Annotated in this window: 25 protein-coding genes and 1 tRNA gene; 6 read left to right on the forward strand and 20 right to left on the reverse strand. The window is 44.9% G+C overall.

Features of this window, described 5'->3' with window-relative positions:
* A partial coding sequence (locus RYL27_RS04720) for a hypothetical protein (RefSeq protein WP_314965583.1) occupies window positions 1-201 on the forward strand: 201 nt, incomplete at its 5' end.
* A 53-nt stretch (window positions 202-254) separates the two neighbouring features.
* On the opposite strand, the gene RYL27_RS04725 is transcribed toward RYL27_RS04720, so the two are convergent.
* Window positions 255-1559, reverse strand: coding sequence for an O-acetylhomoserine aminocarboxypropyltransferase/cysteine synthase family protein (locus RYL27_RS04725; protein WP_314965584.1), 1305 nt, complete (start codon window positions 1557-1559; stop codon window positions 255-257).
* 410 nt (window positions 1560-1969) lie between these two features.
* Here RYL27_RS04725 and RYL27_RS04730 point away from each other — a divergent pair, with 410 nt between their 5' ends.
* Window positions 1970-2548: an ECF transporter S component gene (locus RYL27_RS04730; RefSeq protein WP_314633993.1), complete on the forward strand. Its 579-nt coding sequence runs from the start codon at window positions 1970-1972 to the stop codon at window positions 2546-2548.
* Between the two features lie 27 nt (window positions 2549-2575).
* On the opposite strand, the gene RYL27_RS04735 is transcribed toward RYL27_RS04730, so the two are convergent.
* The 5 genes from RYL27_RS04735 to recJ all read right to left on the reverse strand — a co-directional run bounded on the left by RYL27_RS04735 (window position 2576) and on the right by recJ (window position 8646).
* A complete protein-coding gene (locus RYL27_RS04735; protein ID WP_314965586.1) occupies window positions 2576-3262 on the reverse strand; it encodes a hypothetical protein in 687 nt (228 codons plus the stop codon).
* Window positions 3263-3438: 176 nt separating this feature from the next.
* On the reverse strand, window positions 3439-4386 hold the full coding sequence (locus tag RYL27_RS04740; RefSeq protein ID WP_314965589.1) for an alpha-hydroxy-acid oxidizing protein: 948 nt from the start codon (window positions 4384-4386) through the stop codon (window positions 3439-3441).
* A 141-nt stretch (window positions 4387-4527) separates the two neighbouring features.
* Window positions 4528-5472: a transporter gene (locus RYL27_RS04745; protein WP_314965591.1), complete on the reverse strand. Its 945-nt coding sequence runs from the start codon at window positions 5470-5472 to the stop codon at window positions 4528-4530.
* A 173-nt stretch (window positions 5473-5645) separates the two neighbouring features.
* The gene (gene glyA, locus RYL27_RS04750) at window positions 5646-6902 is read right to left on the reverse strand and encodes a serine hydroxymethyltransferase (protein ID WP_308579626.1); all 1257 of its coding nucleotides are present in this window, start codon (window positions 6900-6902) and stop codon (window positions 5646-5648) included.
* A 28-nt stretch (window positions 6903-6930) separates the two neighbouring features.
* The gene (gene recJ, locus RYL27_RS04755) at window positions 6931-8646 is read right to left on the reverse strand and encodes a single-stranded-DNA-specific exonuclease RecJ (RefSeq protein ID WP_314965595.1); all 1716 of its coding nucleotides are present in this window, start codon (window positions 8644-8646) and stop codon (window positions 6931-6933) included.
* 252 nt (window positions 8647-8898) lie between these two features.
* On the opposite strand from recJ, the gene RYL27_RS04760 reads away from it, so the two are divergent.
* Entirely contained in the window at window positions 8899-9834 is a 936-nt protein-coding gene (locus RYL27_RS04760; protein WP_314965597.1) for a CPBP family intramembrane glutamic endopeptidase, read from the forward strand.
* A gap of 76 nt (window positions 9835-9910) precedes the next feature.
* Here RYL27_RS04760 and RYL27_RS04765 read toward each other — a convergent pair whose 3' ends face one another.
* Entirely contained in the window at window positions 9911-11560 is a 1650-nt protein-coding gene (locus tag RYL27_RS04765) for a helicase HerA-like domain-containing protein (RefSeq protein WP_314965599.1), read from the reverse strand.
* A 134-nt stretch (window positions 11561-11694) separates the two neighbouring features.
* Between RYL27_RS04765 and RYL27_RS04770 the strand changes: the two genes are divergently transcribed.
* Window positions 11695-12138 carry an RrF2 family transcriptional regulator gene (locus RYL27_RS04770; protein ID WP_040648629.1) on the forward strand — a complete coding sequence of 148 codons (444 nt, stop codon included), beginning with the start codon at window positions 11695-11697 and terminating at the stop codon, window positions 12136-12138.
* Window positions 12139-12249: 111 nt separating this feature from the next.
* Here the strand turns inward: RYL27_RS04770 and RYL27_RS04775 are convergent.
* Together RYL27_RS04775 and RYL27_RS04780 are read right to left on the reverse strand one after the other, a co-directional pair.
* A tRNA-Arg gene (locus RYL27_RS04775) sits at window positions 12250-12323 on the reverse strand.
* 56 nt (window positions 12324-12379) lie between these two features.
* On the reverse strand, window positions 12380-13648 hold the full coding sequence (locus RYL27_RS04780) for a bacterial transcriptional activator domain-containing protein (RefSeq protein WP_308579733.1): 1269 nt from the start codon (window positions 13646-13648) through the stop codon (window positions 12380-12382).
* A 145-nt stretch (window positions 13649-13793) separates the two neighbouring features.
* Between RYL27_RS04780 and RYL27_RS04785 the strand changes: the two genes are divergently transcribed.
* Window positions 13794-14480 carry a response regulator transcription factor gene (locus tag RYL27_RS04785; RefSeq protein ID WP_314965603.1) on the forward strand — a complete coding sequence of 229 codons (687 nt, stop codon included), beginning with the start codon at window positions 13794-13796 and terminating at the stop codon, window positions 14478-14480.
* Window positions 14481-14559: 79 nt separating this feature from the next.
* A complete protein-coding gene (locus RYL27_RS04790; RefSeq protein ID WP_314965605.1) occupies window positions 14560-15912 on the forward strand; it encodes a sensor histidine kinase in 1353 nt (450 codons plus the stop codon).
* 259 nt (window positions 15913-16171) lie between these two features.
* Here the strand turns inward: RYL27_RS04790 and RYL27_RS04795 are convergent, their stop codons facing one another.
* From RYL27_RS04795 to RYL27_RS04845, 11 genes are all read right to left on the reverse strand, one after another.
* Window positions 16172-17179, reverse strand: a complete 1008-nt coding sequence (locus tag RYL27_RS04795) for an asparaginase (protein ID WP_314965607.1) — start codon at window positions 17177-17179, stop codon at window positions 16172-16174.
* Window positions 17176-18177, reverse strand: a complete 1002-nt coding sequence (locus tag RYL27_RS04800; protein WP_314965608.1) for an NAD(+) diphosphatase — start codon at window positions 18175-18177, stop codon at window positions 17176-17178. Before RYL27_RS04800 ends, RYL27_RS04795 begins: the two co-directional genes overlap by 4 nt.
* Window positions 18178-18226: 49 nt before the next feature.
* Entirely contained in the window at window positions 18227-19102 is an 876-nt protein-coding gene (locus tag RYL27_RS04805) for an IspD/TarI family cytidylyltransferase (RefSeq protein ID WP_314965610.1), read from the reverse strand.
* A 78-nt stretch (window positions 19103-19180) separates the two neighbouring features.
* A complete protein-coding gene (gene tsaD, locus RYL27_RS04810; RefSeq protein WP_314965612.1) occupies window positions 19181-20197 on the reverse strand; it encodes a tRNA (adenosine(37)-N6)-threonylcarbamoyltransferase complex transferase subunit TsaD in 1017 nt (338 codons plus the stop codon).
* A 113-nt stretch (window positions 20198-20310) separates the two neighbouring features.
* Window positions 20311-21231, reverse strand: a complete 921-nt coding sequence (locus RYL27_RS04815; protein WP_314965614.1) for a ribonuclease Z — start codon at window positions 21229-21231, stop codon at window positions 20311-20313.
* A 3-nt stretch (window positions 21232-21234) separates the two neighbouring features.
* Window positions 21235-21675, reverse strand: coding sequence for a ribosomal protein S18-alanine N-acetyltransferase (gene rimI / locus RYL27_RS04820; RefSeq protein WP_007156555.1), 441 nt, complete (start codon window positions 21673-21675; stop codon window positions 21235-21237).
* A 22-nt stretch (window positions 21676-21697) separates the two neighbouring features.
* Complete coding sequence (gene tsaB / locus RYL27_RS04825) at window positions 21698-22471, reverse strand: tRNA (adenosine(37)-N6)-threonylcarbamoyltransferase complex dimerization subunit type 1 TsaB (RefSeq protein WP_314965616.1); 774 nt, start codon at window positions 22469-22471, stop codon at window positions 21698-21700.
* A 152-nt stretch (window positions 22472-22623) separates the two neighbouring features.
* Window positions 22624-23058 (reverse strand): tRNA (adenosine(37)-N6)-threonylcarbamoyltransferase complex ATPase subunit type 1 TsaE, encoded by a 435-nt coding sequence (gene tsaE, locus RYL27_RS04830; protein WP_314965618.1) that lies wholly within the window; start codon window positions 23056-23058, stop codon window positions 22624-22626.
* A 161-nt stretch (window positions 23059-23219) separates the two neighbouring features.
* The gene (locus RYL27_RS04835; protein WP_314965620.1) at window positions 23220-24470 is read right to left on the reverse strand and encodes a homoserine dehydrogenase; all 1251 of its coding nucleotides are present in this window, start codon (window positions 24468-24470) and stop codon (window positions 23220-23222) included.
* 41 nt (window positions 24471-24511) lie between these two features.
* Complete coding sequence (gene prfB, locus RYL27_RS04840) at window positions 24512-25648, reverse strand: peptide chain release factor 2 (RefSeq protein WP_314965622.1); 1137 nt, start codon at window positions 25646-25648, stop codon at window positions 24512-24514.
* 94 nt (window positions 25649-25742) lie between these two features.
* Window positions 25743-26305: SEC-C metal-binding domain-containing protein (locus tag RYL27_RS04845; RefSeq protein WP_314965624.1), on the reverse strand; the 563-nt coding region annotated here is incomplete at its 5' end.

The raw sequence follows: 26305 nt of genomic DNA on the forward strand, positions 1-26305 counted from the left end.
TTCGAGGTCACCCTCGACACCCTTGCCTTCGGCTATATCCTTCCCACTACCGGGCAGATTCGGGACTTTAACCCGTTAGAAACGTGCGCCGCTAGGCGCACAAGCAAAGGCAGATGGCTTTTTTCTACCATCTGCCTCTTCCTTTTTACAAAGCTTTCTTCCAAGCCATGCCGGTTTATCAACCCTACTAAAAAACTTTAGTTTTTAGATTTCTTCTATAGTTTTTGCTTTTCTACTATATAAGGAAGCCGAGCTTAGATTGCCTTGAATGCTTCCTCTAAGTCTTCAATAATATCCTCTACATTTTCAATACCGATGGAAAGACGTACGGAGTTCTCCTGAATTCCCTGCTCAAGAAGCTCCTCCTTGGTTCCCTCGGAATGGGTGGTAGATGCCGGGTGAATCGCCAAAGACTTTACATCTGCTACATTTGCCAATAAGGAGAACAACTCCAGATTATCGATGAAATCCTTAGCAGTTCTTTCATTTCCCTTTACCGTAAAGGTGAAAATGGAGCCGCCGCCGTTTGGCAGGTATTTCTTATAAAGAGCCTGCTGAGCGGGATCTGTGGATGCTGCAGGGTGAGAAACGGATTCCACCTTCGGATGCTTCTTTAAATATTCCACAACCTTTAAAGCATTGTCTCTATGACGCTCTACACGAAGAGCAAGGCTCTCCAATCCCTGAATCAATACCCAGGCGTTGAAGGGAGAAATTGCCGCTCCCTCATCACGGATGGTAATGGCACGAAGATAGGTTGCGATTACCGCAGGGGCTGTATCTACCGCAAAACGTACGCCGTGGTAGGAAGGGTTCGGCTCGGTAAGCCATGGCCACTTCTTGCTCTTAGCCCAGTCGAATTTTCCGGCATCTACCACTAATCCTCCTAAGGAAGAACCGTGTCCGCCGATAAACTTTGTTGCGGAATGCACCACGATATCTGCACCGTACTCGATAGGACGAATCAGATAAGGGGTTGCAAAGGTATTGTCCACAATCAAGGGAAGACCATGCTTATGGGCAAGATTTGCCCAAGCCTCAATATCAATAGCATCTCCGTTTGGATTTCCTAAGGACTCAATGTAGAGTGCCTTGGTATTTTCCTGAATAGCCTTCTCCGCCTCAACTAAGTCTGTGGGAGAAACGAAGGTAGTTTCCACACCGAACTCCGGGAAGGTATGCTTTAAGAAGTTATAGGTTCCTCCGTAGATATTCTTTGCACTGACAATGTGGTCTCCCTTGTGGGCAATAGCCTTAAAAGCATAAGTAACCGCTGCTGCACCGGAAGCTACAGCGAGAGCTGCTACACCGCCCTCTAAAGCCGCTACTCTGGCTTCCAGAACTCCCTGGGTGGGGTTGGTTAAACGTCCGTAAATGTTTCCGGCATTTCTTAAAGCAAAACGATCTGCTGCATGATCGGAATTATCGAAAACATAGGATGTGGTCTGGTAGATTGGTACCGCTCTTGCGCCGGTTGCCGGATCCGCCTGCTCCTGTCCTACATGAATCGCCTTGGTATCAAATCCAAAATTTCTCTCGTTTCTCTTCTTAACTCCCATTTTATTTTCCTCCTTATACTCTACACAAGCTTTCCGATTGTTTAAAACTTTTTTCGGAAGCTTTCCTTCAGCTTCTTTCTTGCTACTTCTTACTTACATCTTGCTGCTTCTTACTTACTTGCAAAAGTTTTTCTTGCTGGAGCTATACTAGCATTTTCTGAAATTCCTGTATAATACAAGAGTTTTGGATTTAGTTATAGTTTCTGCTTATAGCAAATGCTTTTCTAACTGTTCCCTCTATGCCGATAATCTCCTACTTGTTCCTAAAGCAAAAATATAGGAAGACCAATAGCTTCAAATGCATGTATCGCTCTATTCTGGTCTTATATTTTTCTTTTAAATTGGATATTTTTATAAGTTCAGAATTGTCCTATGCTCGATGGCAGTACACAATTCATGAGGAGGCAATTATGAAGCAAAAAACACAAAGATTAGCTCTTGCCGCTTTATTTGCGGCATTATCCTACGCGATTTTCACCTTTTTACAGATTAAAATTCCCATCGGAACTGATGCCACTTCTATCCACTTGGGAAATGCGGTTGTTGTCGTTGCCGCACTGGTATTGGGCGGTCCGTTAGGCGGAATAGCCGGTGCCATCGGTATGGCCATCGGAGATGTGCTGGATCCGGTTTATCTGATTTATGCCCCGGAGACTCTGGTTTGTAAAACCATCATCGGTCTTGTGGTTGGCTTTGTAGCCCATAAGCTTGGGAAGATTCAAGAATCCCACGATAGAAAGAAGATTTTTAAATGGGTTCTTCTTGCCGCCGCATCCGGACTTTTTGCCAATGTCATTATGGATCCCACCATCGGCTATGCCTACAAGCTTTTGATTCTTGGAAAGCCCGCTGCTGAACTTTCCTTTAAGTTCAGTCTCTTTGCTACCGGAATCAATGCCATCACTTCCACCATCGTTTCCGTCTTTGTTTACATGGGACTCTATCCTATCCTTCGGAAGCAAAATATGGATACCCTGCGTCTTGCATAATAAACGCAACAAAAAACTCCTCATACCCTATCGGGTGAGGAGTTTTTTGTTATCGGAAAATAAATTCTTTCCCTTCTGTAAAGCCAGAGCAAGCAGTGCATTGCCAAGCAAAATCGCTACAATCCAGAAGATGGTTTTTCCTACAGACTGCTCTCTGATTTTCAGAAAGCTGTAAGGACCGGAAACCAGACCCATTCCATTTAAAATCAAAAGGGGGATGGCATACAGCAATGTTACCCCCAGAGCCTTTCCTATCACAGACAGAGGCAGGGAACGCTTCTCTTCCATAAAGAGAAAGAGAAAAATGGAAAGGAAGGGGCAAAGCAGGTGACTGAAAAATCTTGTTCCATCCAAAAATTCATGGGCAAATCCATTTTCCGGTCCCAGCACCAGGAGCACCACGAAGAAGGTCAATGCCAGGCACACGGAAGAAATATAGCGTAAAAGAGACAGGGAGGGAGGAAATGTCCAGCTCTCTCCTTTCCCCTGCAAGGCTTTACTGAGCACACCCCTTCCCTCTTGATTTTTTCTTTGTAAAAGGAAAAAGAGCATAAACGCTGAACAGATTCCACAAAGCAGGTTGGAATCGGTCGTATAGAAACGAAAGGTTCCCAGTCCGTCATCCTGCAATCCGTGCAGTACCACGATGCATTCCAGCAGTAACAAAACAAAATGCCCCAGCATTAATCCCTTTTCTCCTGTCTTTTTTTCCATCCCTTACCCTTTCTATTTTTCGCTTATCTATTCCGGAAATTTCCATTTCTCTTCTTCGCTAATCTATTTAGAGAATTTCCATTTCTCTTTTTCGCTGATCTATTTAGAGAATTTTCATTTCCCATTTTAGCTTTTCCATACCAAAGCCATTTGATTGCTTCGCGTACTTCTCCTTACTAGCAGAGATACAGAACACCGGCATCAAAGGAATCGCAGTCTTTCACTCCGGTATACATCATCATTTCCCGAAGTTCCTCCTGCATATTTTCCACCTTGGAAATTACGCCCTCTGCCCCATGGGAAAGAAGGGGTTGCAGGATTCCCCGACCTACGGAAACCGCATCTGCCCCTAAAGCCAAGGCCTTATAGGCATCATAGCCGGTATCCATACTGCAATCCACGAATATCTGCATCTTACTATCCTGTAAAGCCTCCTTGATTTTCGGTAAAATCTGTAGAGGAGCAATACCGAAGGGAAGTCTGCCGTGATGGTGAGAAACTACAATGGCAGCACAGCCTGCTTCCTTGGCCTTCAGTGCATCCTGAACGGAAAGCACGCCCTTTGCCACAAAGGGTAGCTTGGCATAGGCTACAAAGTCCGCTAAATCCTTGCTAAACACCGGCCCCATAAGAATTCCGTCTACCACATCGTAACGGCCGTCTGTTCCCGGCACGTGATCAATATCGATTCCCACTGCAACAGAGCCGTGTTCTACAGCATAGTCTATCTCTTCCCGTATTCTTCCATGATCTGCAAAAGGCTTGATAATCCGCACTGTATCAGGATTTTGGGCAACGATTTTACCATAATCTTCATTGTCTTCCATCCCTACCCAGTTAAGCGCATTTAATTCCTTTGCCGCTAAAGCATACTCCTCCATAGGCGTTCTTCCATTTTCCAGCACCTTGTTCAAGTGGGAAAATGCCGGCATCATAATGGGGGAGGAATATTTCTTACCAAATATTTCCTTCTCCAGGGTAACCTCTGTACTGTCTATCACCCGCATTTCCACATGGATTCGGTCCAGATAGGCTCTGTTGTATCGATTGGCATCCTCTGCATTTCCACTGGTTACCGGAATGACTCCCGGTCTTCCCGGCCATGGGCTATTGTTCATTTCCATAAAAATCTCCTTTCAAAATCACCATTGATAAACATATGCTTTACTATCGCCTTTTTACCTTAGCGTTCGGCTTTTACCGATTCCGGTATTTACCCTTTAGAAAAATTCTATTCTTCCCCATACGTAGCGTCCTCCAAGCTTCTACGCTACCGGATAGAATAAAACCAAAAGGGCATAGGCGGCAAGGGCAATCAGTAAAAACAGGGAAATAAAGGCGGAAACGAATTCCTCCTGCTCCTCCTTTTGTAAAAGTCCTTTAATCTGTAAAGGCACAGGAAATCCTGTAGGACAAAGAAAGTACAGAATAACACCGAAGGAAAAAATTCGATTCTGCATTTGCTCCTTAAAAAGCAGGAAGAACAACAGAATAATGCTTCCGCAAAACAGAAGACGGATTCCTGCCAAAGTAAATAAAGAAGCTAAAAATCCTTTGTGCAGCCTCATACTGTAGCCCAGGCTAAACAATATCAGAGAGCCGATGGGAACGGTCAACGTTTCCATGGTATTGTCAAAAACAGCCTTTAGACCTGCATTTTGCATAAGGACTTGATGCAAACCGCTGGCATTCATGAATACTCCGAAAAGCACTGCAAGGATAAAGGAGCTGGTAAATATTTTCCTGGCAAAGGGTAAAAGCTTCCGTTCTCCTATACTTTTATTCATTAAAATCAAGGGCACAAAGATAAAGTTAATCAGTATTCCCGCGATATCAAAGGGAATCAAATTGGCCGTATAACTCTTCCCCACCACGCTGATATACAAGGGCAGTGCTACTGCCCCGCCTTCGCAGGTTAAGCACAGAAAGGGAGCAATTTCCTGAAAGTCTCTCGGTAAAAGCTTAGAAAGTTGTCCTCCCAGAAAGTAAACCAGCATCCAGATAAAAATCAAAAAAATGATTTCTAAAAACACGCCCTTTTCCAGATTTGTTTCCACCATAACCTGATAAATCAGAAAAGGAAACAAAATATCCAACGCAATTCTTTTTGCTCCCTCATTTTGTTCGTGGCTAATCCAAGCTCTTCTTCTGGCGTGACCTCCCAAAAATAACAGGAAGAACACCGGAAATATCACGGAAACCGCTGCCATTTTCCCTCCTTGTTTTATAAAAGCCTAAAGGCTCTTGTTTTCGTTCCATTGAAAATTTCCAGCTTATCATATGCTTTACCTTAAAAAAATGCAAGTAAAAGAAGAGCCGCTGCATAATGCAGAACGGCTCTTCGTATGAATTGCTTTCTTTATTTTTTTAAAGTAAAGCTGTATTACTTTCCTTCATAAATAGGATGTGCATCGGTTAATGCTCTTACTCTTCTTGCTACTTCTTCCTTGCTGCTTTCGAAGTCTGTAGCTACTTTGTAAAGGCATTCTGCAATTTCCTTCATATCCTCTTCTTTAAAACCGCGGACAGTAACTGCGGGAGTTCCGATTCTTACACCGGAGGTTAAGAATGGAGAACGGGGATCGTTGGGAATTGCATTCTTGTTTAATGTGATGTGCACTTCATCACAGGCATTCTGCAGGAACTTTCCGGTAACATCCTGGAAGTTGGTTAAATCCACCAGCATTAAGTGGTTCTCCGTTCCGCCGGATACCAGCTGGAATCCCTTGTCCATCATAGCGGCAGCCAATGCCTTCGCATTCTTCGCTACCTGCTGCTGATATTCTTTATACTCCGGCTTTAAAGCTTCTCCAAAGCAAACTGCTTTAGAAGCAATGACGTGCTCTAAAGGTCCGCCCTGCACACCGGGGAATACGAACTTATTGAAGTTGTACTTCTCTGCTACTTCTTTACTGGATAAAATCAAACCGCCACGAGGTCCTCTTAAAGTCTTATGGGTAGTTGTGGTAGTAACATGAGCATAAGGAATCGGGCTTGGATGCACGCCTGCAGCAACAAGACCCGCAATATGCGCCATATCTACAAAAAGGATAGCTCCACAAGCATCGGCAATCTCACGGAAACGCTTAAAGTCAATAACTCTTGGATATGCGGAGGCACCGGCAATAATCATCTTCGGCTTTTCTTTTAAAGCCTGCTCCATTACCGCATCATAGTCAATATAGCCTTCTTTGGTAATTCCATAAGGAATGATATTAAAGTAAAGTCCCGAAAAGTTTACGGGTGAACCATGGGTTAAATGTCCGCCAGCATCCAAGCTCATACCCATAATCTTGTCTCCGGGCTTACAGATTGCCATGGTAACTGCCATATTGGCTTGTGCACCGGAGTGGGGTTGAACGTTTGCATATTCACAATGGAATAATTCCTTCGCTCTTTCGATAGCAATAGCTTCTACTACGTCTACGGCTTCACAGCCTCCGTAATAACGCTTTCCGGGATATCCCTCCGCATACTTGTTGGTTAATACGGTTCCCATAGCCAACATTGCGGTAGTGGAAACAATATTCTCAGAAGCAATCAACTCGATGTTATTTTGCTGTCTTTCATACTCTTCCCAGATTCCCTTCCCCACCTCAGGGTCATGTTCTTGAATAAAATTCATGATTTCTTTGATCATTCACGCCTCCTTTTCATCTGAATATTCCTTAATCTTCTTTCCAAAAATACTCAGAAACCACCACTTGAAGTTGCTTTATGTTGTTGTACACCTGAATCTTTGGATAGTATAACAGATTGAATTTGTTTCGGCTAGTTTTTTTGTTCAAAAATTTTTCTCCATCCTCAAAGAGTACTCCCTCCACTCGTGTACCTTGTTCATCTTCCAGATATAATTTGATGGCATTTTTGTTTTTTCCCACAATTTTAAAATCCTTTAGCAAAACATTCTTCTGGGCAAAGGCAGGCTTTTCATTGCCTCTTCCGAAGGGTTCCAAGCGGGACAAGGAACGAACAAAATCCTCTTTTAGATAGGAGAACGGTAGGACCACATCAATCCAGACCTTCTCCTCCAAATCCTCCGCCTGAAGCCTTGCATTTTGCAGGAGAGCCTTCTTTAGCAGAGAAACATTTTCCCTTGCAACGGAAAATCCGGCCGCCATGGGATGACCTCCGAAGCGTAGCAACAGTTCTTTTTGTTCCTCCAGGCGTTCCGCCATAGGATAACCGGGAATGGAACGTCCGGAGGCTTTACAGCTTCCGTCCTCCCCATTGGTGAGGATAAAGCAGGGACGATAATAGGCTTCCCGTATCCGTCCCGCCACAATTCCCGCAAGACTTTCATGTAAATCGGGAAGCACCAAAAACAGCAACGGCACATCTCCTTCCTGTTCCGCCAGCGCCTTCGCTTCATCCACCCCTTTTTTCGTCATTTCCTTTCGTTCATCATTGAGAACCAGCAAGTGAGCCGCCTTTTCCTCGGCCTTGCCTTCATTCTCCTCCAGAAAAAGAGAGAGTGCCAGCATAGCACTTTCCAGACGACCTCCCGCATTGATGCAGGGACCGATTTGAAAACCGAGTGTATAGGAGGAAATTTCCTGCTCCGGCAAGATATGACATTGCTTTAGAAGCGCCTGCATTCCGATATTTTGAGTCTTTTGCAAATGAGCCAGGCAATACTTTACGATAACACGATTTTCTTTTTGTAAAGGCATCACATCACAAACCGTAGCAATACCGGCAAAGCAGGCCAGCTCCTCCAAAAGCTCCAAGCCCTTTTGCCGTTTTTCCAAAAGCATTTTCATGAGAAGATAGCAGACCATGGCTCCACAGATTTCTTCATTGGGATACTTACTGCCCTCTCTTTTGGGATTCACCACGGCAAAGGCTTCCGGAATCCTTTTCTTTCCCTCTTCATCTCTTCGTAAATCATGATGATCCGTAAGCAGTACATCCATACCGTAGGATTTTGCTTTCTCCATGGCGGAAAATGCGGAAATGCCGTTATCACAGGTAATCAGAAGGGAAATTCCCTCCGCCTTTGCCTCCTCGATAATCTGCTCGTTGATCCCGTAACCGTCCAAAATTCTGTGTGGAATCACCACGGACAGCTGTTCTTTGGAGAAAAATAAGGAAAGTGCCTTCGCCAATATGGTAGAGGCACAAACCCCATCCACATCATAGTCTCCCACAATCCTAACTTTTTCTCCCTCTTTCATGGCTCGCTCCAGGCGATTTAAAAAACGAATACTGTCCGGCAGGAAAAGAGGAGAGGGAATCTCTTCTCCCTCTAAAAAATTCCGCATTTCTTCTTCTGTTGTTAAATCTCGATTCCGAAGAATGCGAACCAAAACCGGATCCAGAGATAATTTCTCTCCCAACTCCTGAAAATCTGCCTTTTTCCCGTATACAAACCACTTTTTCATTTTTTTCCTTCTTTATTAAATCTTTTTTTGCCGATGCATCTCATTATGAAACTTTATGCTGTATCTTTCATGAAACTTTATGCTGTATCTCCGGATGTATCGCTCTGCTTCTATTGCTTTCCCTACTTCCGGCCTATCCAAAGCCAACACTTCCTCCTGTGCAAAATCCTTAAATTAATTTGCGGAAGTATTTTTTTTCTTGTATAGTAGAAAAGTCCGGGCATGTATTTTGCGATTAGAAATGGAGATATGATGAATTTATTAGAAATCAAAAGAGATTTAAATAAGAGTGCCTTAGCCCTTTTGTTATATGTATTGTCTGTACAGATATTAGCTGTACTTTTGGTGCTGCTTCTGCCTTTAAGCAAGATTCCTTTACTATCCGATCAATACATCTGCATGGTCATTTCCGTGGTCATCAGCTATTGTCTTTTGAACAATATCTTTCCGAATGAAACAAGCGCAGAATCAACTAAAGAAATAAGCACAGAGCCAAATCCCAAAAAAACAAGCTTTAGCATTCTGTCTTTTCTGCATTATTTTATGCTTTTCCAAGCCGCCCAGTGGATAGGCGGAATCATCAATTACCCGATTATAACCCTCTTTACCAAGCTTGGCTTGAACCTGTCTTTTTCCGAAGAAGCGGCAAGAGGGGGAAGCCTGACGAATGCCCCTATGCTGTTTTATACGATTTTGGTGGCTCCTCTAATGGAAGAACTGGTTTTTCGCGGAGTCTTTTATCACCGCTTCCGTTCCTACGGAAAATATTTTGCAGCTTTTTGCACCGCATTTTTCTTTGCTTTAATGCACAGCAATTTCCTGCAATTTGCACCGGCCTTCAGCATGGGAATTATTCTCTTCTTTATCAGAGATCGTTACGGCCTTCCCTATTCCATCCTGCTGCATTTCAGTAATAACCTTTTGGCCATTGTGATAAACAACCTGTCTCAGGATTCAACTCTGATTCAAGGCATCTACAGCCTATTCCTTCTTGCCGGTTTGGGATATGGCATCTACTATGTTGTAAAAAATAGAAAAAGCCTGGCAGAAGACAGACAATACGAAAAGGAACACTCCCTTTCCTTAAAGCAATTCTTTTCCTCTCCCCTCTTATGGGTAGATATCGTCCTGATGGTGGCTCTGGCCTGTGTCAGCCTCTTTGTCCCTATGGATACAGGAGCAATGTAAAAATAAACTAATACAAATTTATGCATATAGGTCCGGAATAAGGGGTAATCTGAGCCCGTGGGTACTACATCACCCCTTACTTTCCAAAAAGAGTTTCCAGGATGCCTCTTCCAAAGGCAGCACCGATATTTCCACCCAGTCGTCTTCCCAAGCCTTTTCCAAAGACGGATTTTCCGATGCCGGAGCCGATTTCCCGGCCGATGGATCCGGAAACGGAGCGGCCTACGGATTTCATTACGGTCTTTTGCTTGGACTTTTCCTTTTCCATTTCCCGTTCCTGACGAAGGCGTTCCTTTTCTTCTTCCTTTTCCTTAAGTCTTTGGACTCTCTCCTCTTCTTTCTCCTGCTTAGCTCTTTCCTTCTCCTCCGCCTTTTCCTGTAGAAGACGGTTTTTCTCTGCTTCTTTTTCTTCTAATTCCTTCTGGAAACGCTCCTGCTCTTCCTTTCCCTTTCTATGCAGGAATTCGTAAGCGGAATCCCGGTCCACCGTTTCTCCGTAGCGAATATAGAGGCTTGAAGCCTTGATGGCTCTGTCCTGCTCCTCCGGGCTTGCCTCTCCCAGATAAGACTGGGGTGGGAAAATCTTGGCCTTTTCCACGATGGCAGGACTGCCGTCCTCCTGCAAACAGGAAATCAAGGCCTCTCCCGTTCCCAGGTTCTCCAGTACCTCCTCGGAGGAAAATGCAGGATTTTCCCGGAAGCTGTCCGCTGCCGCACGAATCTTCTTGCGTTCTGCCGGTGTATAGGCTCTTAAGCCATGCTGAATCTTATTTCCGCACTGAGCCAAAATGGCATCCGGAATATCCGAGGGGCTTTGGGTAATATAATAAATGCCTACGCCCTTGCTTCGAATCAAACGGGTGATTTGGTTTAATTTTTCCAGTAAGGCCTTGGGTGCATCGTCGAAAAGGAGATGCGCTTCATCAAAGAAAAAGACAAAGCGGGGCTTCTCCAAATCCCCAACCTCCGGAAGCAATTCATAAAGCTCCGATAAAAGGTAAAGCAGGAAGGTGGAATACAGCTTCGGCTCTCCCATAATTCTCTTGGCATTAAAAATATGGATAATCCCCTGTCCCTTTTCATTCTGCCGGAAGAAGTCCTTTACATCCAAAGCAGGCTCTCCGAAGAATTCCTTTCCTCCCGCCTCTTCCAAGGCTACTACGGAACGGATTAGGGCATTTAAACTCTGGGTAGGAAGATTACCAAAGGAAGCACTGTACTCCTTGCTGTTTTCCGCCACATACTGCAATACGGAGCGAAGATCCTTGGTGTCAATCAATAAAAGCCCTTCTTCGTCCGCAATCCTAAAGACCACGCGCAAAATATCGCTCTGCACATCCGTACAATTCAGCACTCGGCTTAAGAGCAATGGCCCCATCTCTGAAATCGTGCAACGTAAGGGAATCCCTTCCTCCTTCGAAAGGGCAAAAAGCTCCACAGGGAAGCCCTGATAACGGAATTCCTCCTCTGTAAGCTTGCATTCTTCTCTTCTCTTTTCAATCCCTTCGGAAGCTTCTCCCGGCTTTAATAGACCGGATAAGTCTCCCTTTACATCGGATAGAAACACCGGAATTCCCAGGGAAGAAAACTTTTCCGCTAAAACTTTTAAGCTTACCGTCTTACCTGTTCCCGTTGCTCCGGCTATAAATCCGTGACGGTTAATTTTATCGGAAAGAATAGAAATTCTCTTTCCTTCTTCGTTTATGGCAAAATCAATTTTAGACATAGGCTCTCCTTTTTGTGAAATCAGTAATGCCATTTTACTAAAAAACCATTCTCTTGAACATTGCTTTTTTTAATAAACTTGTCAAAACTCCCAGTGCTATGCTAGGATATAAAAAAGCTATGGAGGAAAAGAATATGATGATTTCAACCAAAGGCCGTTATGCCTTGAGTACCCTGATTGATATAGCTGAACAGGAAAAGAAAGGAAATCCCGTTTCTATTAAAGAAGTAGCGGAACGACAGGGAATTTCCGTAAAATATTTAGAGCAGATTATCGCCCTGATGGTGAAGGGTGGATTTTTAAAGAGCGTCCGGGGAGCCAAGGGAGGATATCTTCTTTTAAAGGAAGCAAAGGATATTTCCGTGGGAGATATTTTAGATGCTGCAGAGGGAACCCTCTCCCCTGTGGATTGTGTGAAAGAGGGAAGTAATTGTGAACGGTCTGCCAGCTGTCCCACCTTCCCCTTATATAAGGAAATAGACGAAGCCATCTATGCCGTAGTGAATCGCTATAGCCTGGAGGATTTACTGCAATGCAATTCCAAAGGAAAGCTGGAGCATTGTCCGAGTAAGAACTAAGAAAAGAGAGAATCCAAACAAATCTTATAGTGCTGATGTAAAATGATATATCCTACATTAGCTGAGCATTAGGAACTAAAAAAGACGATGAATTTCTTCATCGTCTTTTTCTGCGTGCGACAGGATTCGAACCCACGACCTTCTGGTCCGTAGCCAGACGCTCTATCCAGCTGAGCTACGCACGCTTGCGAAACGCAAGGAATATCATAGCAAAGCTTCATTTTCCTGTCAAGCACTTCTTCTAAATCTCATCCATTGCACCGTTTCTCTCCAAGATTCCGGGAATCTCTGCAAGAGATACGATACGATAACGGAACTCTGCACGAGAGCCTGCCAGCTCCTTTAATCTTCTGGAGATTCTCTGATAAATGATGGCACAGTCTTCTCTCTTGGTTCCAATCAGAAGAATCAGATACTGGGAGGAAGAATACTTGGTGTAAACGTCTCCCTTTCTTAAGCCTTCGGATAAAGACTGCTGTAAAATCTCAGCACGGGTGTTCAGCTTATCCTGATTCTGGATGGGCTTTCCTTCATAATCCACCAAGGTGCAAAGCATCATAAAGATGGAAGAACCTCTTCTTTCCAGATTTCGTCTAAGCACATGATAAACGTCAATAAAGCTGGTGAAGGGGCAAAGGTAAGCGCCAATCTTCCTGGTTCCCATCTCGCTCTTCAGCTTCTCGTCCTTACGAACAATGTTGGCCTGAATCTGACGGATATCGTCGGTTACTACACGAACATTGTCGGAAAGTCTTTCGTAGCAAGCCCGTAAAGCATCGGGAATGGGTACTTCCAACTCGTCCTGATAGTAGTGAGCGCACTTCATGTACAAATCGTATGCGGTCTTATAATCCTTCTTCAGAATCAAAGCATCAATCATCTCGATCTGCCATCCGTTGTCCGGATAGATTTTATTGGCCTGATCGTACATCATGAAAAGCTCTTCGTATTCCTGATGCTCACGGTAATAAGCCCCTAAGAATTCAATCACTTCATCATAAAGGCGCTTTAGGCGAACGCTCTCCAAGATAACCCAGTAGTCTGTAGCAAACTCCGGCAATAATTCACCCTTGTATATCTTAAAAGCCTTCTGATAGTAAGACAACTTCTTACTATCTTCCTTACTGTTCTTCGCCTTTAAGCAAATGTCTTCGAATTCCTGCACGTCCATGACGTAATCATACTCAGGAAGATACTCCGGAGCATAGATTCCTCTTTTTCCGTCAATAATCTTCTTTCCGGGCATCCCCGCCTTCTTTAACTGGGTTCTCGCCTGGTGGAGCAGGTTATTCAAGCTGTTGTTTTCATCCAAAAGGGACTTATGACCGAAAATTCCATCAATCAAATCTCTTTTGGAAATGCCCCCCAGCCCTCTTAAGAGGACAATTTCGGTGAGCTTTAGGAAATTGGCTTTATTGTTATTTCCTAAGTCTAACTGCTTATCTCCGATGTAAAGAGAAAAGCCTCCCAGCATCTCTACATAAATTCTACTTTTCTTTTTCGCTTCCATAATCGTCCTTTATCAAAAATACCATTTGTTCCTGCCTATTTTAAGATTTTTTTCATCGCTTGTAAAGCTTTAAAAGGATAAATATTTTGGCTTTTTTCAATATTTCCTGTATTATACTAGGAAAAACGGAAAAAAGGAGACTCCTATGCGAATTTTATTAGTAGAAGACGAGAAAATTCTATCCAAGAGCATTAAAATGATTTTGGAGCGGGCGGAGTATGAAGTGGATACTGCTTATGACGGGGAAGAGGCATTGGAGTATGCCAAAACCGCCATTTACGATTTAATGATTTTAGATGTGATGATGCCCAAGCTAAACGGTTATCAGGTGGCAAGACAGCTGCGTAAAGAAAAAAACGGCCTGCCTATCCTGATGCTTACCGCCAAAAGCCAGCTGGAGGATCGTATCGAAGGCTTGGAAGGGGGCGCTGACTACTATCTTACCAAGCCCTTTGACAAAAGAGAGCTTCTGGCCTGCATCTCCGCCTTATTACGAAGACAGGGACAGGAAGTGAACAGCTTAAGCTTCGGAGATCTAAGTCTGGATTTGGACAGTAAGGATCTTTCTTCCGGAGCACATAGTCTGAAGCTTTCCAAAAAGGAATTTGAGCTGATGCGTATGCTTTTACAAGGGAAAAATCAAATTCTAAGTAAGGATCAGATTCTCCAAAAAGTTTGGGGCTATGACAGTGATGCGGTGGAAAATCATGTGGAGGTTTATATCGGATTCCTCCGGAAAAAGCTTAGGCTTTTGGAAAGCAGGGTTAGCATCCAAAGCCGTAGAGGTCTGGGATATTTTCTGGCAGAGCAGGAAGAGGGCAAAGAGGAGTAAAACGGCTTGCAACTTTTCTTAAACAAGAAAAGCGAATAAGGAAGAAAAGAAAAGAAAAGTAAGGTAAGAAAGGAAAGCAATGAAAAAACAGAAAATTCGTATTATGGCACTCCTCTTTTTGCTCTTTACGGTGATGCTGCTGATATTATCCTTCACCAACTTTAACTATAGTAAAAAGGCCCAGGAGGAGCAAATGGATATGGAGCTGGAGCAACTGATGTTTCCCGGCTTTCGAAACGGACATGAGGCTCTGCCCAGTCGCTATTTTTCCTATGTGCTTTTGGAAATTGGTGAAAATAACGAAATAACAAGCCAGCAAAGCTCCCCTGCATGGGACTATTCTTCCTTTGATTCTCCTCCCTCCGAGAAGGGTCCGGAAGGGCAGGGTTCGGATTTTTCTCCGAAGGACAGAAAGACTAAAGAAAAGGATATTCCTTCGGAAACAACTGCAGAAACGAGTTCTTCGAAAACGAATGATAACAACGAAGATATTTACACCGATGATAGCTCCGAAGTTTTAAATGCTATTGTGAAGAAGATTCTGAGCAAAGAAAAAAGATCCGGTACCATCTATCGTTATAAGCTTCGTTTTCTTCTTAAAGAAGAAGGACAGAAAACCTTGATTTTAGGAGATTATCAGAGAGAGCTAAATATGCTGAACAAGCAGGCTCTTTCCACTGCTCTCTTGGCTTTGGTACTGATTCTGCTGTTTCTTCCCTTAGACTACTTCTTTTCCTCCTGGGCCATTCGTCCCAGTGTGCAGGCCATGGAAAAGCAAAAGCAGTTTATTTCCGATGCCGGCCATGAATTAAAAACGCCATTAGCTGTCATAGCCGCTAACCTCTCTCTTTTGGAGGATCAGGATTTATCCACGGAAACTCGGGATTTTGTTCAAAACATCGCTGTTATGAGTAAGAAAATGCAGGGATTGGTGGAAAAGCTTTTACAGCTTTCCCGTTTAGAGCAGCAGGTATTCACCTATGGCGAAATGGATTATTCCCGACGAGTTTCTGAAATCTGCCTGCAAATGGAAGCACTGTTTTTCGAAGAGGGAATAGAATTAGATGTTGACCTAGAACAGAATATTGTTTTAAAGCACGCTATAGAAAGTCAGGTGGAGGAGGTTTTACGAATTTTTCTGGATAACGGACGAAAATATGCGGATAAACCCTCTACCCTCTTTGTAAAGCTTTACAGAGAAAAAAATATGGCCATCCTTTCCGTGGACTCCGCAGGAAGAAGCTTGAGCAAGGAAGAATTTGAAAAAATATTTTCCCGCTTTACCCGACTGGATGAGGCCAGAAGCCAGAGTGAAAGCTTCGGTTTGGGACTATCCATCGCCAAAGAAATCGCCGCCAACCACAAGGGAAAGGTCTTTGGCTACGGAAAAAATGGCAGGAATTGCTTTGTCCTTGCCCTCCCTATACAGTAAAGAAAATAGGATGTGAAGTAAAAGAGATTTCTAAACTTGCTTTCATGCAAAATAGCTTCGCTGCAGGGGTAATCTGAGCCCGCGGGCACTTACGAAAAACGACTGGAAGGAAGTTTTTCGCTTAGTACCCCTGCGTAGGCGAGGTTAGCGAGAGCGTGCCCCAAAGCGAAGCTGTTTTGTCGGAAAGCAAAGCCAGTCATTGCTTCACATCCTATTTATTATTTTCGTAAGGTAATGGGACAAGGAAAAGCAATTCCTGCTATTGCACCGCACAGAGAATATCGTTGTTGATGGTGGTGTAGAACTCCTTCTTTAGGCCGGGATAGTCCCCTTTGTACTTGGCCATCAGGTACATTAACTTGGTAACGGTGGCTTCCAAGGTCATATCATAGGCTTCCAAAAGCTGGAAGTCTTTTTTGATTTTCTGTCCCACCTGATAAATCTCCATATTGGAGCCTTCGTTTACCACCTGGGTGGCCATGACAATGATTTTTCCTTTTTTCTGCCACTTCTCCATTTCCTTGTAAAAGACTTCCTGCATGCTTTCCGGAATACCGCCTACGCCGAAGCTTTCCATGACAATGCAATCATAATTTTCAAAAAGATAGGAAAGCATTTCCGGTCTGGTACCGGGAATCAGCTTTAGGACGCAGATGGAATCATCCAAATCCAGATGGAATTCCACTGCCTCTCTCAGGGGCAGGTAGGGAATATATCGAATGATTCTACCGTCTTGCATCCTGGCCAAGGTTGGGAAATTCACACTTTGAAAGGCATGGAAGGAACGAGCCATCATTTTCTTCGCTCTGGTACCGGAAATCACATTGCCGTTAAAGAGAAGAACCACATTTTCCGAATAAGGGTCACAGGCGTAGCGCACGCTGTCCAGAAGATTCATCTTGGCATCGGTACTGTCCTGATTAATAGGTTTTTGAGAACCGGTGATGACAATGGGCTTTCTGGAATACTGTACCATATAGCTTAGCGCCGCCGAGGTGTAGGCCATAGTATCCGTGCCGTGTAAAACCACAAAACCGTCATAACGGTCATAGTTTTTTTGAATACAAGCCCCCATTTCCCGCCAAATCTTAGGTTGCATATTGGTGGAATCCACATTGCAAAGCTGAACAATGGAAAGCTCGGCAATTTTCTGTAGCTCCGGCACAAAGGCAATGATTTCCTCTGCACTAAGGGAAGGACTCAGTCCATCCTCTGTTTGCTTGGAAGCAATCGTTCCTCCTGTGGCAATTAGCAATACCTTTTTCACCCGTTTCTCCTTCCCTCTTTAAAAGTCCGCATCATCTCATTGGTTAAACTGAAATCATTTCCCTGGAGCTCCAGCTCCTCCCGACTGAGCCACAGCGCTTCGGAAAGCTCCTCCTCATCTCGAACAATCTGAACCTCACCCGTTTTCGTAAAAGTAGCCTTTTCCTCATCCACTTTGGCAAAATATCCTAAGAGCAAGTCATCCGCCATTCCCCAGGGCTGGGATTTATAATACTTTAGCTCCTTAATGGGAACACCGGTTTCTTCCATAGCCTCCCGAATCGCCGCTTCCTCCCCAGTCTCCCCAATCTCGATAAAGCCTGCCACAAGGGCGGGTAAGTAGCTTAGTCTGTTGGCGTATCTTGTACAAAGGATTTTCTCCTTATGGATGATTCCCACAATCACTGCCGGCATAATCTTCGGATAGAAGACCTCCTGACAGTTGGGACAACGCATAGCTCTTTCTTTTTTATCCTTCTCCGTCTTTGTGCCGCAGACGCCGCAATAACGGTGCTTTTGATAAAAATGAAAGAGATGCATCCCTGTATTAGCCAAAAACAACAGAGACTTCGGTCCCTTAAATTCCCGCCGGAGCTCTTCCAAAGAAAGGTAATCTCCGAATTCCACGATATCTTTCAGCAGATAATAGTCCTGCCCGTCCAAGGAAAAAAGGTAGGTAAAGGACTTTCTCCAGTCATTTCCCATGGCCTGCTGCTCTCCTTTTCTGGATAAAGCATTTTCCTGAACTTCCTCTTTTTCCTTGGGAAAAGAAGCCAAATACTCTTTGATTTTATAAAAGGAAAAGCCCTCTCCCTCCGGACATCTTAGACTTAAACCGTCTCCGCTCATGATAGCGTCGGAGGGATCCACCTTCTTTCCGGACTCTCTTTTAACCAAAACCGACTTCCCTGAAAAAGAAAGGAAATAGTCTTCCTTTCCGGGCTTTTTTTCCGGATGATATTGATTTTGAAAATGATGTTGTCCCAGGTCTTGAATCATCTAGCCTTATCCTTTCTTACGCTATTGTCTGATTGAAAACGATTTCATCTTATTGTTTAGGATGCTCTTCCAAAAATTTTAGGTAAAGCAAATCTTCAGGCACTGTAATCTTTTGGTTCTGCTCTTCTCCTAAAACCAGATAGGGCTGTTCCTGCGTAAAGGCTTCCACCATCATGGCGTCATCCGTAATGCTTAGCCCCTCCTCTTTCTTCTCTAAGAAAGTTTTATAGGCTTCCCAAAGTAAGGTAAAGGAAAAGGCTTGAGGAGTCTGAATCCGATAAAGACTGCTCCTATCCACGCTTTCCTGCACAATACCCTTCTCCACTCGCTTTATGGTATCTGTCACCGGAAGCCCCGGAATCACTGCCCCATAGGACTTTCTTGCCTGATAAATTCTTTCACATAGGTCTAAACTAAAGCAGGGCCGTGCCCCGTCATGGATAAAAAGAGAGAGCTCGTTTTGAAGATTTTTGCTTTCTCCATGCTTTATCTCCTGCTCTTTTTTATGCTCTTTTTTATGCTTTTCTCTATTCGATTCCCTATTTTTCAAAAATTCCAAGGCGGAGTAAACAGACCAGTAGCGCTCTGCTCCCCCCTCAATCAGGGAAACTACTATGCCTTCCTGTGTAAGCGGAGAAAATGAAGCAGCGAGCTCCTCTTTACATTGTGCGTATTCTCCTTCTAAGAACCGAAGCCCCAGATCTTCCCGCCATTGCTTAAGTTCCCCTTTCACTCTTTCTTTATCTTCCTTGGAAAGAATCAAAAGAATTTCTTTGCACCTGTCCCAGCTGCAAAACTTTTGCAGGGCGGAATAATACAAGGGCTTTCCCTGAAAGGGCAGAAACTGCTTTTTTTCCTTGCATCCCATACGGCTGCCTTTTCCGGCCATCAGAAGGATGACGGTAATTTCTCTTTGATTAGGCATTCTTCCTTCCCATTTTCCTTTCCATTCCGCTTCAAAGTTTTTCTATGCTTCGTTCTTCTATACTGCGTTTTTTACACCCTAGCCTTCCGTTAAAGCCAAAGAAGGATAAGCATTCAAAGAAGCCTCTCCTCGTTTTCCTGCCTGATAATCATAATAGGCTGCTGCCGCAATCATAGCCGCATTGTCCGTGCATAGCACAGGGCTTGGGCAGTAAAAGCTTAAACCGTGAGCCTTCGCCTTCTCCTCCATCTTCCTTCGAAGACAGCCATTTGCGGAAACGCCTCCCGCCACCGCCATTTTGGATACCCCTAAGTCCAGAGCCAGCTGTAAGCATTTTTCCGCCAAGTCCTCACAGACTCCCTCCTGAAAAGAGGCACAAAGGTCTGCCACCCTTATTTCTTCTCCCAACATTTTCTTATGGTTTAACTCATTTAAAACCGCAGATTTCACACCGGAGAAGCTAAAGTCATAGGGCGTATCCAGTTTTGCTTTGGGAAAATGATAGGCAAAGGGGTCTCCCTCCTTCGCACTCTGCTCCAGCTTCGGGCCTCCCGGATATCCCAGTCCCACGGCTCTGGCAATCTTGTCGAAGGCCTCTCCCGCCGCATCATCTCTGGTTCTTCCATAGATTTTGATTTTTCCGTAATCCTCCACATACAGCAGATGACTATGTCCACCACTGGCCACCAGGCAAACATAGGGAGGAACGCAGTCCTGATGGGCAAGATAATTTGCCGCAATATGTCCTTCAATGTGATGTACTGGAATCAGGGGCTTCTGAATGGCATAGGCCAAAGCCTTGGCTTCGGAAACGCCCACCAAAAGAGAACCTACCAGTCCGGGACCATAGGTTACCGCCACCGCCGTAAGCTCGGAAAAGCTCTTCCCCGCCTCTTCCATAGCCAGACGAATCACCTCATCAATCTTTTCCAAATGATTACGGGAAGCAATCTCCGGCACTACCCCTCCAAACTCTGCGTGAAGAGCCACCTGAGAGGAAATCACATTGGAAAGCACTTCCTTTCCGTTCTTTACCACTGCCGCTGCGGTTTCATCACAGCTGCTTTCGATTCCCAAAATCAAAACATCTTCCATAAAACTGTACTCTTTCTATATTTTCTTCATTCAGAATCTCATCACACAGATTCTTATAATCCAATGCATGTGCACTGAATTAGCCTATCCTGTTCTTTGCTTCGCTCTCAGCTTTATTTTCCTTCTTCCTCTTCTTCAAAGGAAATGTCCTTGCTCCAAGCATCTCTAGCGAATTTCACCGGAAAAATATGGCTGAACTTATCCTTATACTGCTCCGGATAAACCTCCGAAGGAGAATAGTGGGTAAGCCACATTTCTCTGGGTCGGGCTTCTCGGCCTAAGATGGCTGCCTCTTCCATAGTCATGTGCTTATGCTTCTTGGCATTGGAGAGCTTGTCCTCCTCTCCATACATTCCTTCACAGATAAACAAATCCACATCCTTCGCCTTTTCGGCTATCCTTGGAATCGGTCTGGTATCGGTACAATAGACCACGGAAATCCCCCGTCTTGCCTCTCCCATGACCATATCCGGGGTAAACAGACTGCCCTCATGCTCTACCGCTTCTCCATGTTGCAGGCGATTCCAGCAGGACACGGGAATGCCAGCCTCCCTTGCCCGTTCTACGGAAAATTTTCCGGATCTGGGAATCGTGATTTTATAGCCAAAGCAGGGAATACTGTGTTGCACCTTAAAGGCCTCCAGCTGAAAGCTTTCACAGGAAAAGCTTTGCTGCTCTTCCTGAATTTCTATATATTCGATGGCAAAGGGCAGCTCCGGCGCAATACTTCTTAGTCCATTTACCACCCTGGCCAGTCCTTTAGGGCCAATCATGGTCACCGGCTTGGTTCGCTCCGCATTTCCCATGCTAAGCAACATTCCGGGAAGTCCGGAAATATGATCCGCATGGTAGTGGGTAAAGCAGATGGTGTCAATGCTATAAGGGCTCCACCCCTTCTCCCGCATGGCAATCTGGGTTCCCTCCCCACAATCTATCAAAAGGCTGGACCCGTTACAGCGTAACATTAAGCTGGTGAGCCAGCGCTTGGGAAGGGGCATCATACCGCCGGTTCCCAGTAAACATAATTCTAACATAATTTATTGTATCGTCCTTTCCATGAGGATGGCATCCTCTTCCGGATCCCGGTAATACGCCTTTCTTTTGGAAAAGGCCCGAAATCCCTCTCGTTCATAGATTGCTTTGGCAGGGTCATTGCTTTCCCTTACCTCTAAAAATATTTTCTGAATGGCTTCCCGATCTCCTATGGAGAGAATTTCCCGAAGCAGTTGTTTCCCAAAACCCTTACCTTGATGCTTTTTCTTCACGGCAATGCTTTCCAACTCTCCTTCCACGCCTAAGACTCTCAGAATCGCGTAGCCTAAGATTTCCTCTTCCTCCATCAAGACAATGGCTCTATCGTATTTTCCCTCCACAGCACGGAGGAAATCCTGCCGAGAATAGGCCATACTGCCAAAAAGTGCTTGATCCATCTCCCAAATCTCTTCCACATCCCGTACTTCCATGTACCGAAAAAACATTTCTCCTCCTTGATGACTCACTTTATTCGTGAATCGGATAGTTCTTCGCAATCAGCTTATCCTTAGTTTTCCCTAAGTCTTTGTAAGCCTCCTCCTGCACAATCTGAAAATCCTTTAAAGCTCCTGCTTCCTTTTCTCTTTCCGCCTGAGGCTTCCTTAAATACTCCAGATGAAATCCTGCTTCCAAGCCTTCCCCCTTTTTCCTTTCTCCCAGTAAGGCTAGAGATGCTGCCCTTTGCAGGGCATTTTGGGGGTTGGGGAACAGGCAGCGTTCCTTCTTAAGGCTCTCTTCAATCTGCTTTCTATAGGGAAAAATGCCGTCCCCCAAGAAAATCTGCTGCCCCTCCTGTTCTTTTGCAAAAGCAAGAAGCTCCTCAATACTCACCGCCCTTTCCGGAGAAATACACTGTCCCAAACGGTAAGATGCGGTATAGACCTGTCCTCTTCTGGCATCCAAAAGCACATGGATGGGATTTGGTAAAAAGCTCAGATTTTCCTGCAACATTTCCAGCGTACTGATTCCATAGAGGGGAATATTTCCGGCTAAAGCCAGTCCCTTTCCTGTTGCCGCTCCGATTCTAAGACCGGTAAAGGAGCCCGGACCCTTACAAAGGAAAATCTGATTCACCTCTTCTAAAGATACCTTACAATGCTCCAAAAGACTAATGCATAGAGGCAGTAAGGTTTCAGAATGGGTGAGTCCGATTTGTAAATCCATCTCTCCTAAAATCTGTCCGTCCTTTACAAGACAAACTCCGGAAACTCGTCCGGAAGCATCTAATGCTAAGCTTATCATTTTTTATCCTTTTCTTTCATAGATTGCTCTATTTCACAGATTATTCTATTTCATAGATTGCTCTATTTCATAGATTGCTCTATATCATAGATTGCTCTATTTCCTATCCTCTGTTAAAGAGTTTTCCCATAAACTTTCTGATGTTTTTTACTTTACTTCTCTTCTTTGCTGTCTTCCATACGGATTCTCCGAAAGGAAAATCCCTGACTTAAATCCTTTTCAATATAAATCCATTTGGCTTCCGGAGGGATATCCTCCCTGACCTGGCTGGCCCATTCCATTAAAGCGATGCCTTCCCCGGAAAGCATGTCCTGAAAGCCGATTTCCCAAAGTTCCTCCGGATCTACGATACGGTAGAGGTCGAAATGATAGAGCTTTTCTCTTCCCTGATATTCCTTCACGATGGTAAAGGTGGGGGAATCTACATTTTCCGAAACCCCCAGGCCCTTGGCAAAGCCCTTGGCAAAGACGGTCTTTCCTACCCCCAGGTCTCCCTCCAGACAGTAAATCTCGCCTTTTTTGGCTTCCTGTCCCAGGCGAAAGGCCAACTGATAGCTTTCTTCCTCACTATTGCTAATCCACTCCATCCCATGCTCCTATTCACAAAAAACGCTGGTGCCTTAGACGCCAGCGTTTCTTTTTATTCTTCCCCGATGGCGTAGACAAGACCTATGTCATCGAGTTCCATACAAGCGATATTCCCAAAAAGAAGCTCTCGTTTCTGCTGTAGCTAGCCGGCGATATCTCCTTACTCCTCTGAAGCGGAATTTACGCGAAGGTAGTGGAAAACTCTCCTTCCGGTTTCATCCTCGAAGGCGGAAAGACGAGCCAGAAAATCTTCTTCGAAAAGAATATCGGAAATGATGGCAAATTCATCCTTTCGTCCGGGAAGAACATGAACCTTTAACTTTCCATCCTCTACGAAGTAGCTCTTTAACTCCTTCTCAATTCCTTCTTCCGTCCCTTCAACGCGAAGAAAATAACGGAAAGCATTTCCACCCATGGGCTCTATTTCAATCATTTTATCGGACCAGCCGATTCCCTGGAAATTACTTTTATGACGCACTGCCGCAATAATATCGGAAACTACCGCACTGGCAGTAGGCAGCTTACCGGCTCCCATGCCGTAAAGCATGGTGGTTCCCAGGCAATTTCCTACGATACGAATCCCGTTATACACTCCATTTACCGGATAGAGAGGATCCTGCTCCTCCACCATCATGGGGGCTACATAAGCAAAATACTTGTCCTCCACAGTCTGTACGGAACCCAAAAGCTTAATGCTGTATCCTAAGGCCTTGGCGTAAGCCATATCAATATCACTGACATTACGGATTCCTTCCGTGTAAATGTCCTCGTGGCGACAACGATTGCCGGAGGTCATGGAAAGGAGGATGGCCGTCTTTCTGGAGGTATCAAAGCCGTCGATATCCGCAGAGGGATCTCTTTCCGCATAACCCAGTCTTTGCGCTTCCTTCAAGGTGTCCTCAAAGCTGGAGCCTTCCTCCCTCATCTTGGTTAAGATGAAGTTGGTGGTACCGTTTAAAATACCGGTAATTTCTGTCACATTTTCTCCGGCATAGTTATGATAAAGGGTACGAATAACCGGGATTCCGCCGCCTACGGAAGCCTCGAAATAGAAGTTGCAGTTATGCTCCTTAGCAGTGCGAATCAGCTTGGAACCGCAGGCATCCACCACCGCCTTGTTAGAGCTTACCACATGCTTACCCTTTTCCAGACAGCTTTTAATATACTCGTAAGCCGGATGAATTCCTCCGATAGATTCCACCACAAGCTCCACTTCCGGATCATTTTCAATGACGGAAAAATCTGTAGTGACCAAGGCATCCTCCACACCGGGAATATGCTCTTTTCTGGCCAGAATGTACTTTATTTCAATACCTTCTCCGCCCTTTTTCTCAATCTGTGCTCTGTTCATATCCAGCACTTCTTTCACGCCGGATCCGATGGTTCCGTAGCCCATGATAGCAATCTTCATCTCATTCGCCCCTTTCTTCTCCTAAGAAACTTTTCCCCGTTTTAGTCATTTCCCGCAATCTTTCGATCCGGACAGCCCAACTGCATCCACTTCAGATAAGCGGAAATGAAACGATCGATATCTCCATCCAAAACCGCATCCGTATTGCCGCTTTCTTCCCCGGTACGCAGGTCTTTTACCATGCGATAGGGCTGTAAAACATAAGAACGAATCTGGGATCCCCAGCCGTTGTCCTTTACTTCTCCTCGAATGCCCGCAAGCTTTGCTTCCTGCTCTTCCTTCTCCTTCAGATAAAGCTTGGTCTTTAACATCTGCATGGCCTTGTTCTTGTTCTGAAGCTGAGAACGTTCCTCCTGACAGGCTGCCACAAAGCCGGTGGGAATATGAATCAAACGAACTGCAGAGGAGGTCTTGTTAATATGCTGTCCACCTGCACCGGAAGCACGGAATACCTCCATCTTAATGTCCTCTTCCCGAATCTCAATGTCGATATCCGTCTCAATATCCGGCATAATGTCACAGGATACAAAGGAGGTCTGTCGCTTTCCCTGGGCATTAAAGGGGGAGATACGAACCAGACGATGAATGCCGGACTCGGAGCGAAGATAGCCGTAGGCATACTCTCCCACCACTTCCATAGTTACGGACTTAATGCCGGCCTCATCTCCATCCAGATAGTCTAAAATCTTCACCGTGAAACCGTGGCGTTCCGCCCATCTGGTATACATTCTGTAAAGAATGCCTGCCCAGTCATTGGCTTCCGTTCCGCCTGCTCCGGCATTTAAGCGAAGTATAACGTTCATGCTGTCATATTCTCCGGACAAAAGGAGGGTGGTATTCATCTGATCCAATCTTTCGGAAAAGCTGTCCAGTAATTCCCGAATCTCCGGAATGACGGAATCATCATTTTCCTCTTTGCCCATCTGAATCAGGGCTTCAATATCCTCATAATTGCCTTTTAAAGCGGTAAAGCCTTCCAGCTCATCCTTCAAATGTCTCGCCTCTGTGGAAAGCTTGTTGGCCTTCTCCGGATCTCCCCAAAAATCGGGTTCTTCCATCATACGGTCCAGCTCTATGATTCTTTTTCTCTTGGTATCCAAGTCCAGGGCAGCTTCCAACTGCTGCAAGGGCTCTTCCTTGGAGGAAAGTTCTGATTTAAATTGATCAAACTCGATCACAGAGGCTCCTTTCTCATGCTCTTCTTACTATTTACTCTATTGATTCTTGCTTTTGGATCTTAATTCTTACTGCAACGGCTCCTCTAAACGGCAGTTAATTCTTCTGATAGAGGTTCGCGCCGTGGCACTGCTTATACTTCTTTCCGGAACCGCAGGGACATGGGTCGTTCGGATAAATCTTTCTGCCTTCTCTTTGCTTCGGGCTTCTTACCGCAGATTCATCTCTGTTGGTTGCCAGAGGCTTTGCCACCTGCTCTCTTTCCACCTTCTGCTCCAGCTTAATCTGGTACAGCACTCTGATGGTTTCTTCCTGAATACTTCTCATCATGTTCTGGAACATCTCATAGCCGGCAATCTTGTACTCTACCAAGGGATCCTTCTGTCCGTAAGCCTGCAAACCGATACCGTCTCTTAGGATATCCATGTCATCAATATGGCTCATCCACTTCTGATCCATAACCTTCAGAAGAATTACTCGCTCAGCCTCACGCATCTGCTCCGGATTCGGGAACTCCGCCTCTTTCTGCTCATAAAGGCGAATGGCTTCTTCCTTCAGTCTCTGGCTCAGCTCATCTCCGGTCATGTTCTCATATTCCTCTTCCGTAAGTCTTAACTTCTTTAAAGGAATAATGCTCATCAGGGTGTCATTTAAGCCGG

Origin of the sequence: Oribacterium sinus (genome assembly GCF_963537195.1) — a bacterium.
Taxonomy (GTDB): Bacteria; Bacillota; Clostridia; order Lachnospirales; family Lachnospiraceae; genus Oribacterium; species Oribacterium sinus_A.

What these genes read in the sequence shown, in the direction of transcription:
- tsaE (WP_314965618.1), bottom strand. Translation starts at nt 23,058, where the DNA reads ATGGAGTGGATTAGCAATAGTGAGGAAGAAAGCTATCAGTTGGCCTTT.
- RYL27_RS04835 (WP_314965620.1), bottom strand. Translation starts at nt 24,470, where the DNA reads ATGAAGATTGCTATCATGGGCTACGGAACCATCGGATCCGGCGTGAAA.
- RYL27_RS04740 (WP_314965589.1), bottom strand. Translation starts at nt 4,386, where the DNA reads ATGGAAATGAACAATAGCCCATGGCCGGGAAGACCGGGAGTCATTCCG.
- RYL27_RS04770 (WP_040648629.1), top strand. Translation starts at nt 11,695, where the DNA reads ATGATGATTTCAACCAAAGGCCGTTATGCCTTGAGTACCCTGATTGAT.
- RYL27_RS04760 (WP_314965597.1), top strand. Translation starts at nt 8,899, where the DNA reads ATGAATTTATTAGAAATCAAAAGAGATTTAAATAAGAGTGCCTTAGCC.
- RYL27_RS04790 (WP_314965605.1), top strand. Translation starts at nt 14,560, where the DNA reads ATGAAAAAACAGAAAATTCGTATTATGGCACTCCTCTTTTTGCTCTTT.
- RYL27_RS04725 (WP_314965584.1), bottom strand. Translation starts at nt 1,559, where the DNA reads ATGGGAGTTAAGAAGAGAAACGAGAGAAATTTTGGATTTGATACCAAG.
- tsaB (WP_314965616.1), bottom strand. Translation starts at nt 22,471, where the DNA reads ATGATAAGCTTAGCATTAGATGCTTCCGGACGAGTTTCCGGAGTTTGT.
- RYL27_RS04780 (WP_308579733.1), bottom strand. Translation starts at nt 13,648, where the DNA reads ATGGAAGCGAAAAAGAAAAGTAGAATTTATGTAGAGATGCTGGGAGGC.
- RYL27_RS04735 (WP_314965586.1), bottom strand. Translation starts at nt 3,262, where the DNA reads ATGGAAAAAAAGACAGGAGAAAAGGGATTAATGCTGGGGCATTTTGTT.
- glyA (WP_308579626.1), bottom strand. Translation starts at nt 6,902, where the DNA reads ATGATCAAAGAAATCATGAATTTTATTCAAGAACATGACCCTGAGGTG.
- RYL27_RS04730 (WP_314633993.1), top strand. Translation starts at nt 1,970, where the DNA reads ATGAAGCAAAAAACACAAAGATTAGCTCTTGCCGCTTTATTTGCGGCA.
- RYL27_RS04805 (WP_314965610.1), bottom strand. Translation starts at nt 19,102, where the DNA reads ATGCCTAATCAAAGAGAAATTACCGTCATCCTTCTGATGGCCGGAAAA.
- RYL27_RS04765 (WP_314965599.1), bottom strand. Translation starts at nt 11,560, where the DNA reads ATGTCTAAAATTGATTTTGCCATAAACGAAGAAGGAAAGAGAATTTCT.
- RYL27_RS04785 (WP_314965603.1), top strand. Translation starts at nt 13,794, where the DNA reads ATGCGAATTTTATTAGTAGAAGACGAGAAAATTCTATCCAAGAGCATT.
- RYL27_RS04815 (WP_314965614.1), bottom strand. Translation starts at nt 21,231, where the DNA reads ATGTTAGAATTATGTTTACTGGGAACCGGCGGTATGATGCCCCTTCCC.
- rimI (WP_007156555.1), bottom strand. Translation starts at nt 21,675, where the DNA reads ATGTTTTTTCGGTACATGGAAGTACGGGATGTGGAAGAGATTTGGGAG.
- tsaD (WP_314965612.1), bottom strand. Translation starts at nt 20,197, where the DNA reads ATGGAAGATGTTTTGATTTTGGGAATCGAAAGCAGCTGTGATGAAACC.
- recJ (WP_314965595.1), bottom strand. Translation starts at nt 8,646, where the DNA reads ATGAAAAAGTGGTTTGTATACGGGAAAAAGGCAGATTTTCAGGAGTTG.
- RYL27_RS04800 (WP_314965608.1), bottom strand. Translation starts at nt 18,177, where the DNA reads ATGATTCAAGACCTGGGACAACATCATTTTCAAAATCAATATCATCCG.
- RYL27_RS04745 (WP_314965591.1), bottom strand. Translation starts at nt 5,472, where the DNA reads ATGGCAGCGGTTTCCGTGATATTTCCGGTGTTCTTCCTGTTATTTTTG.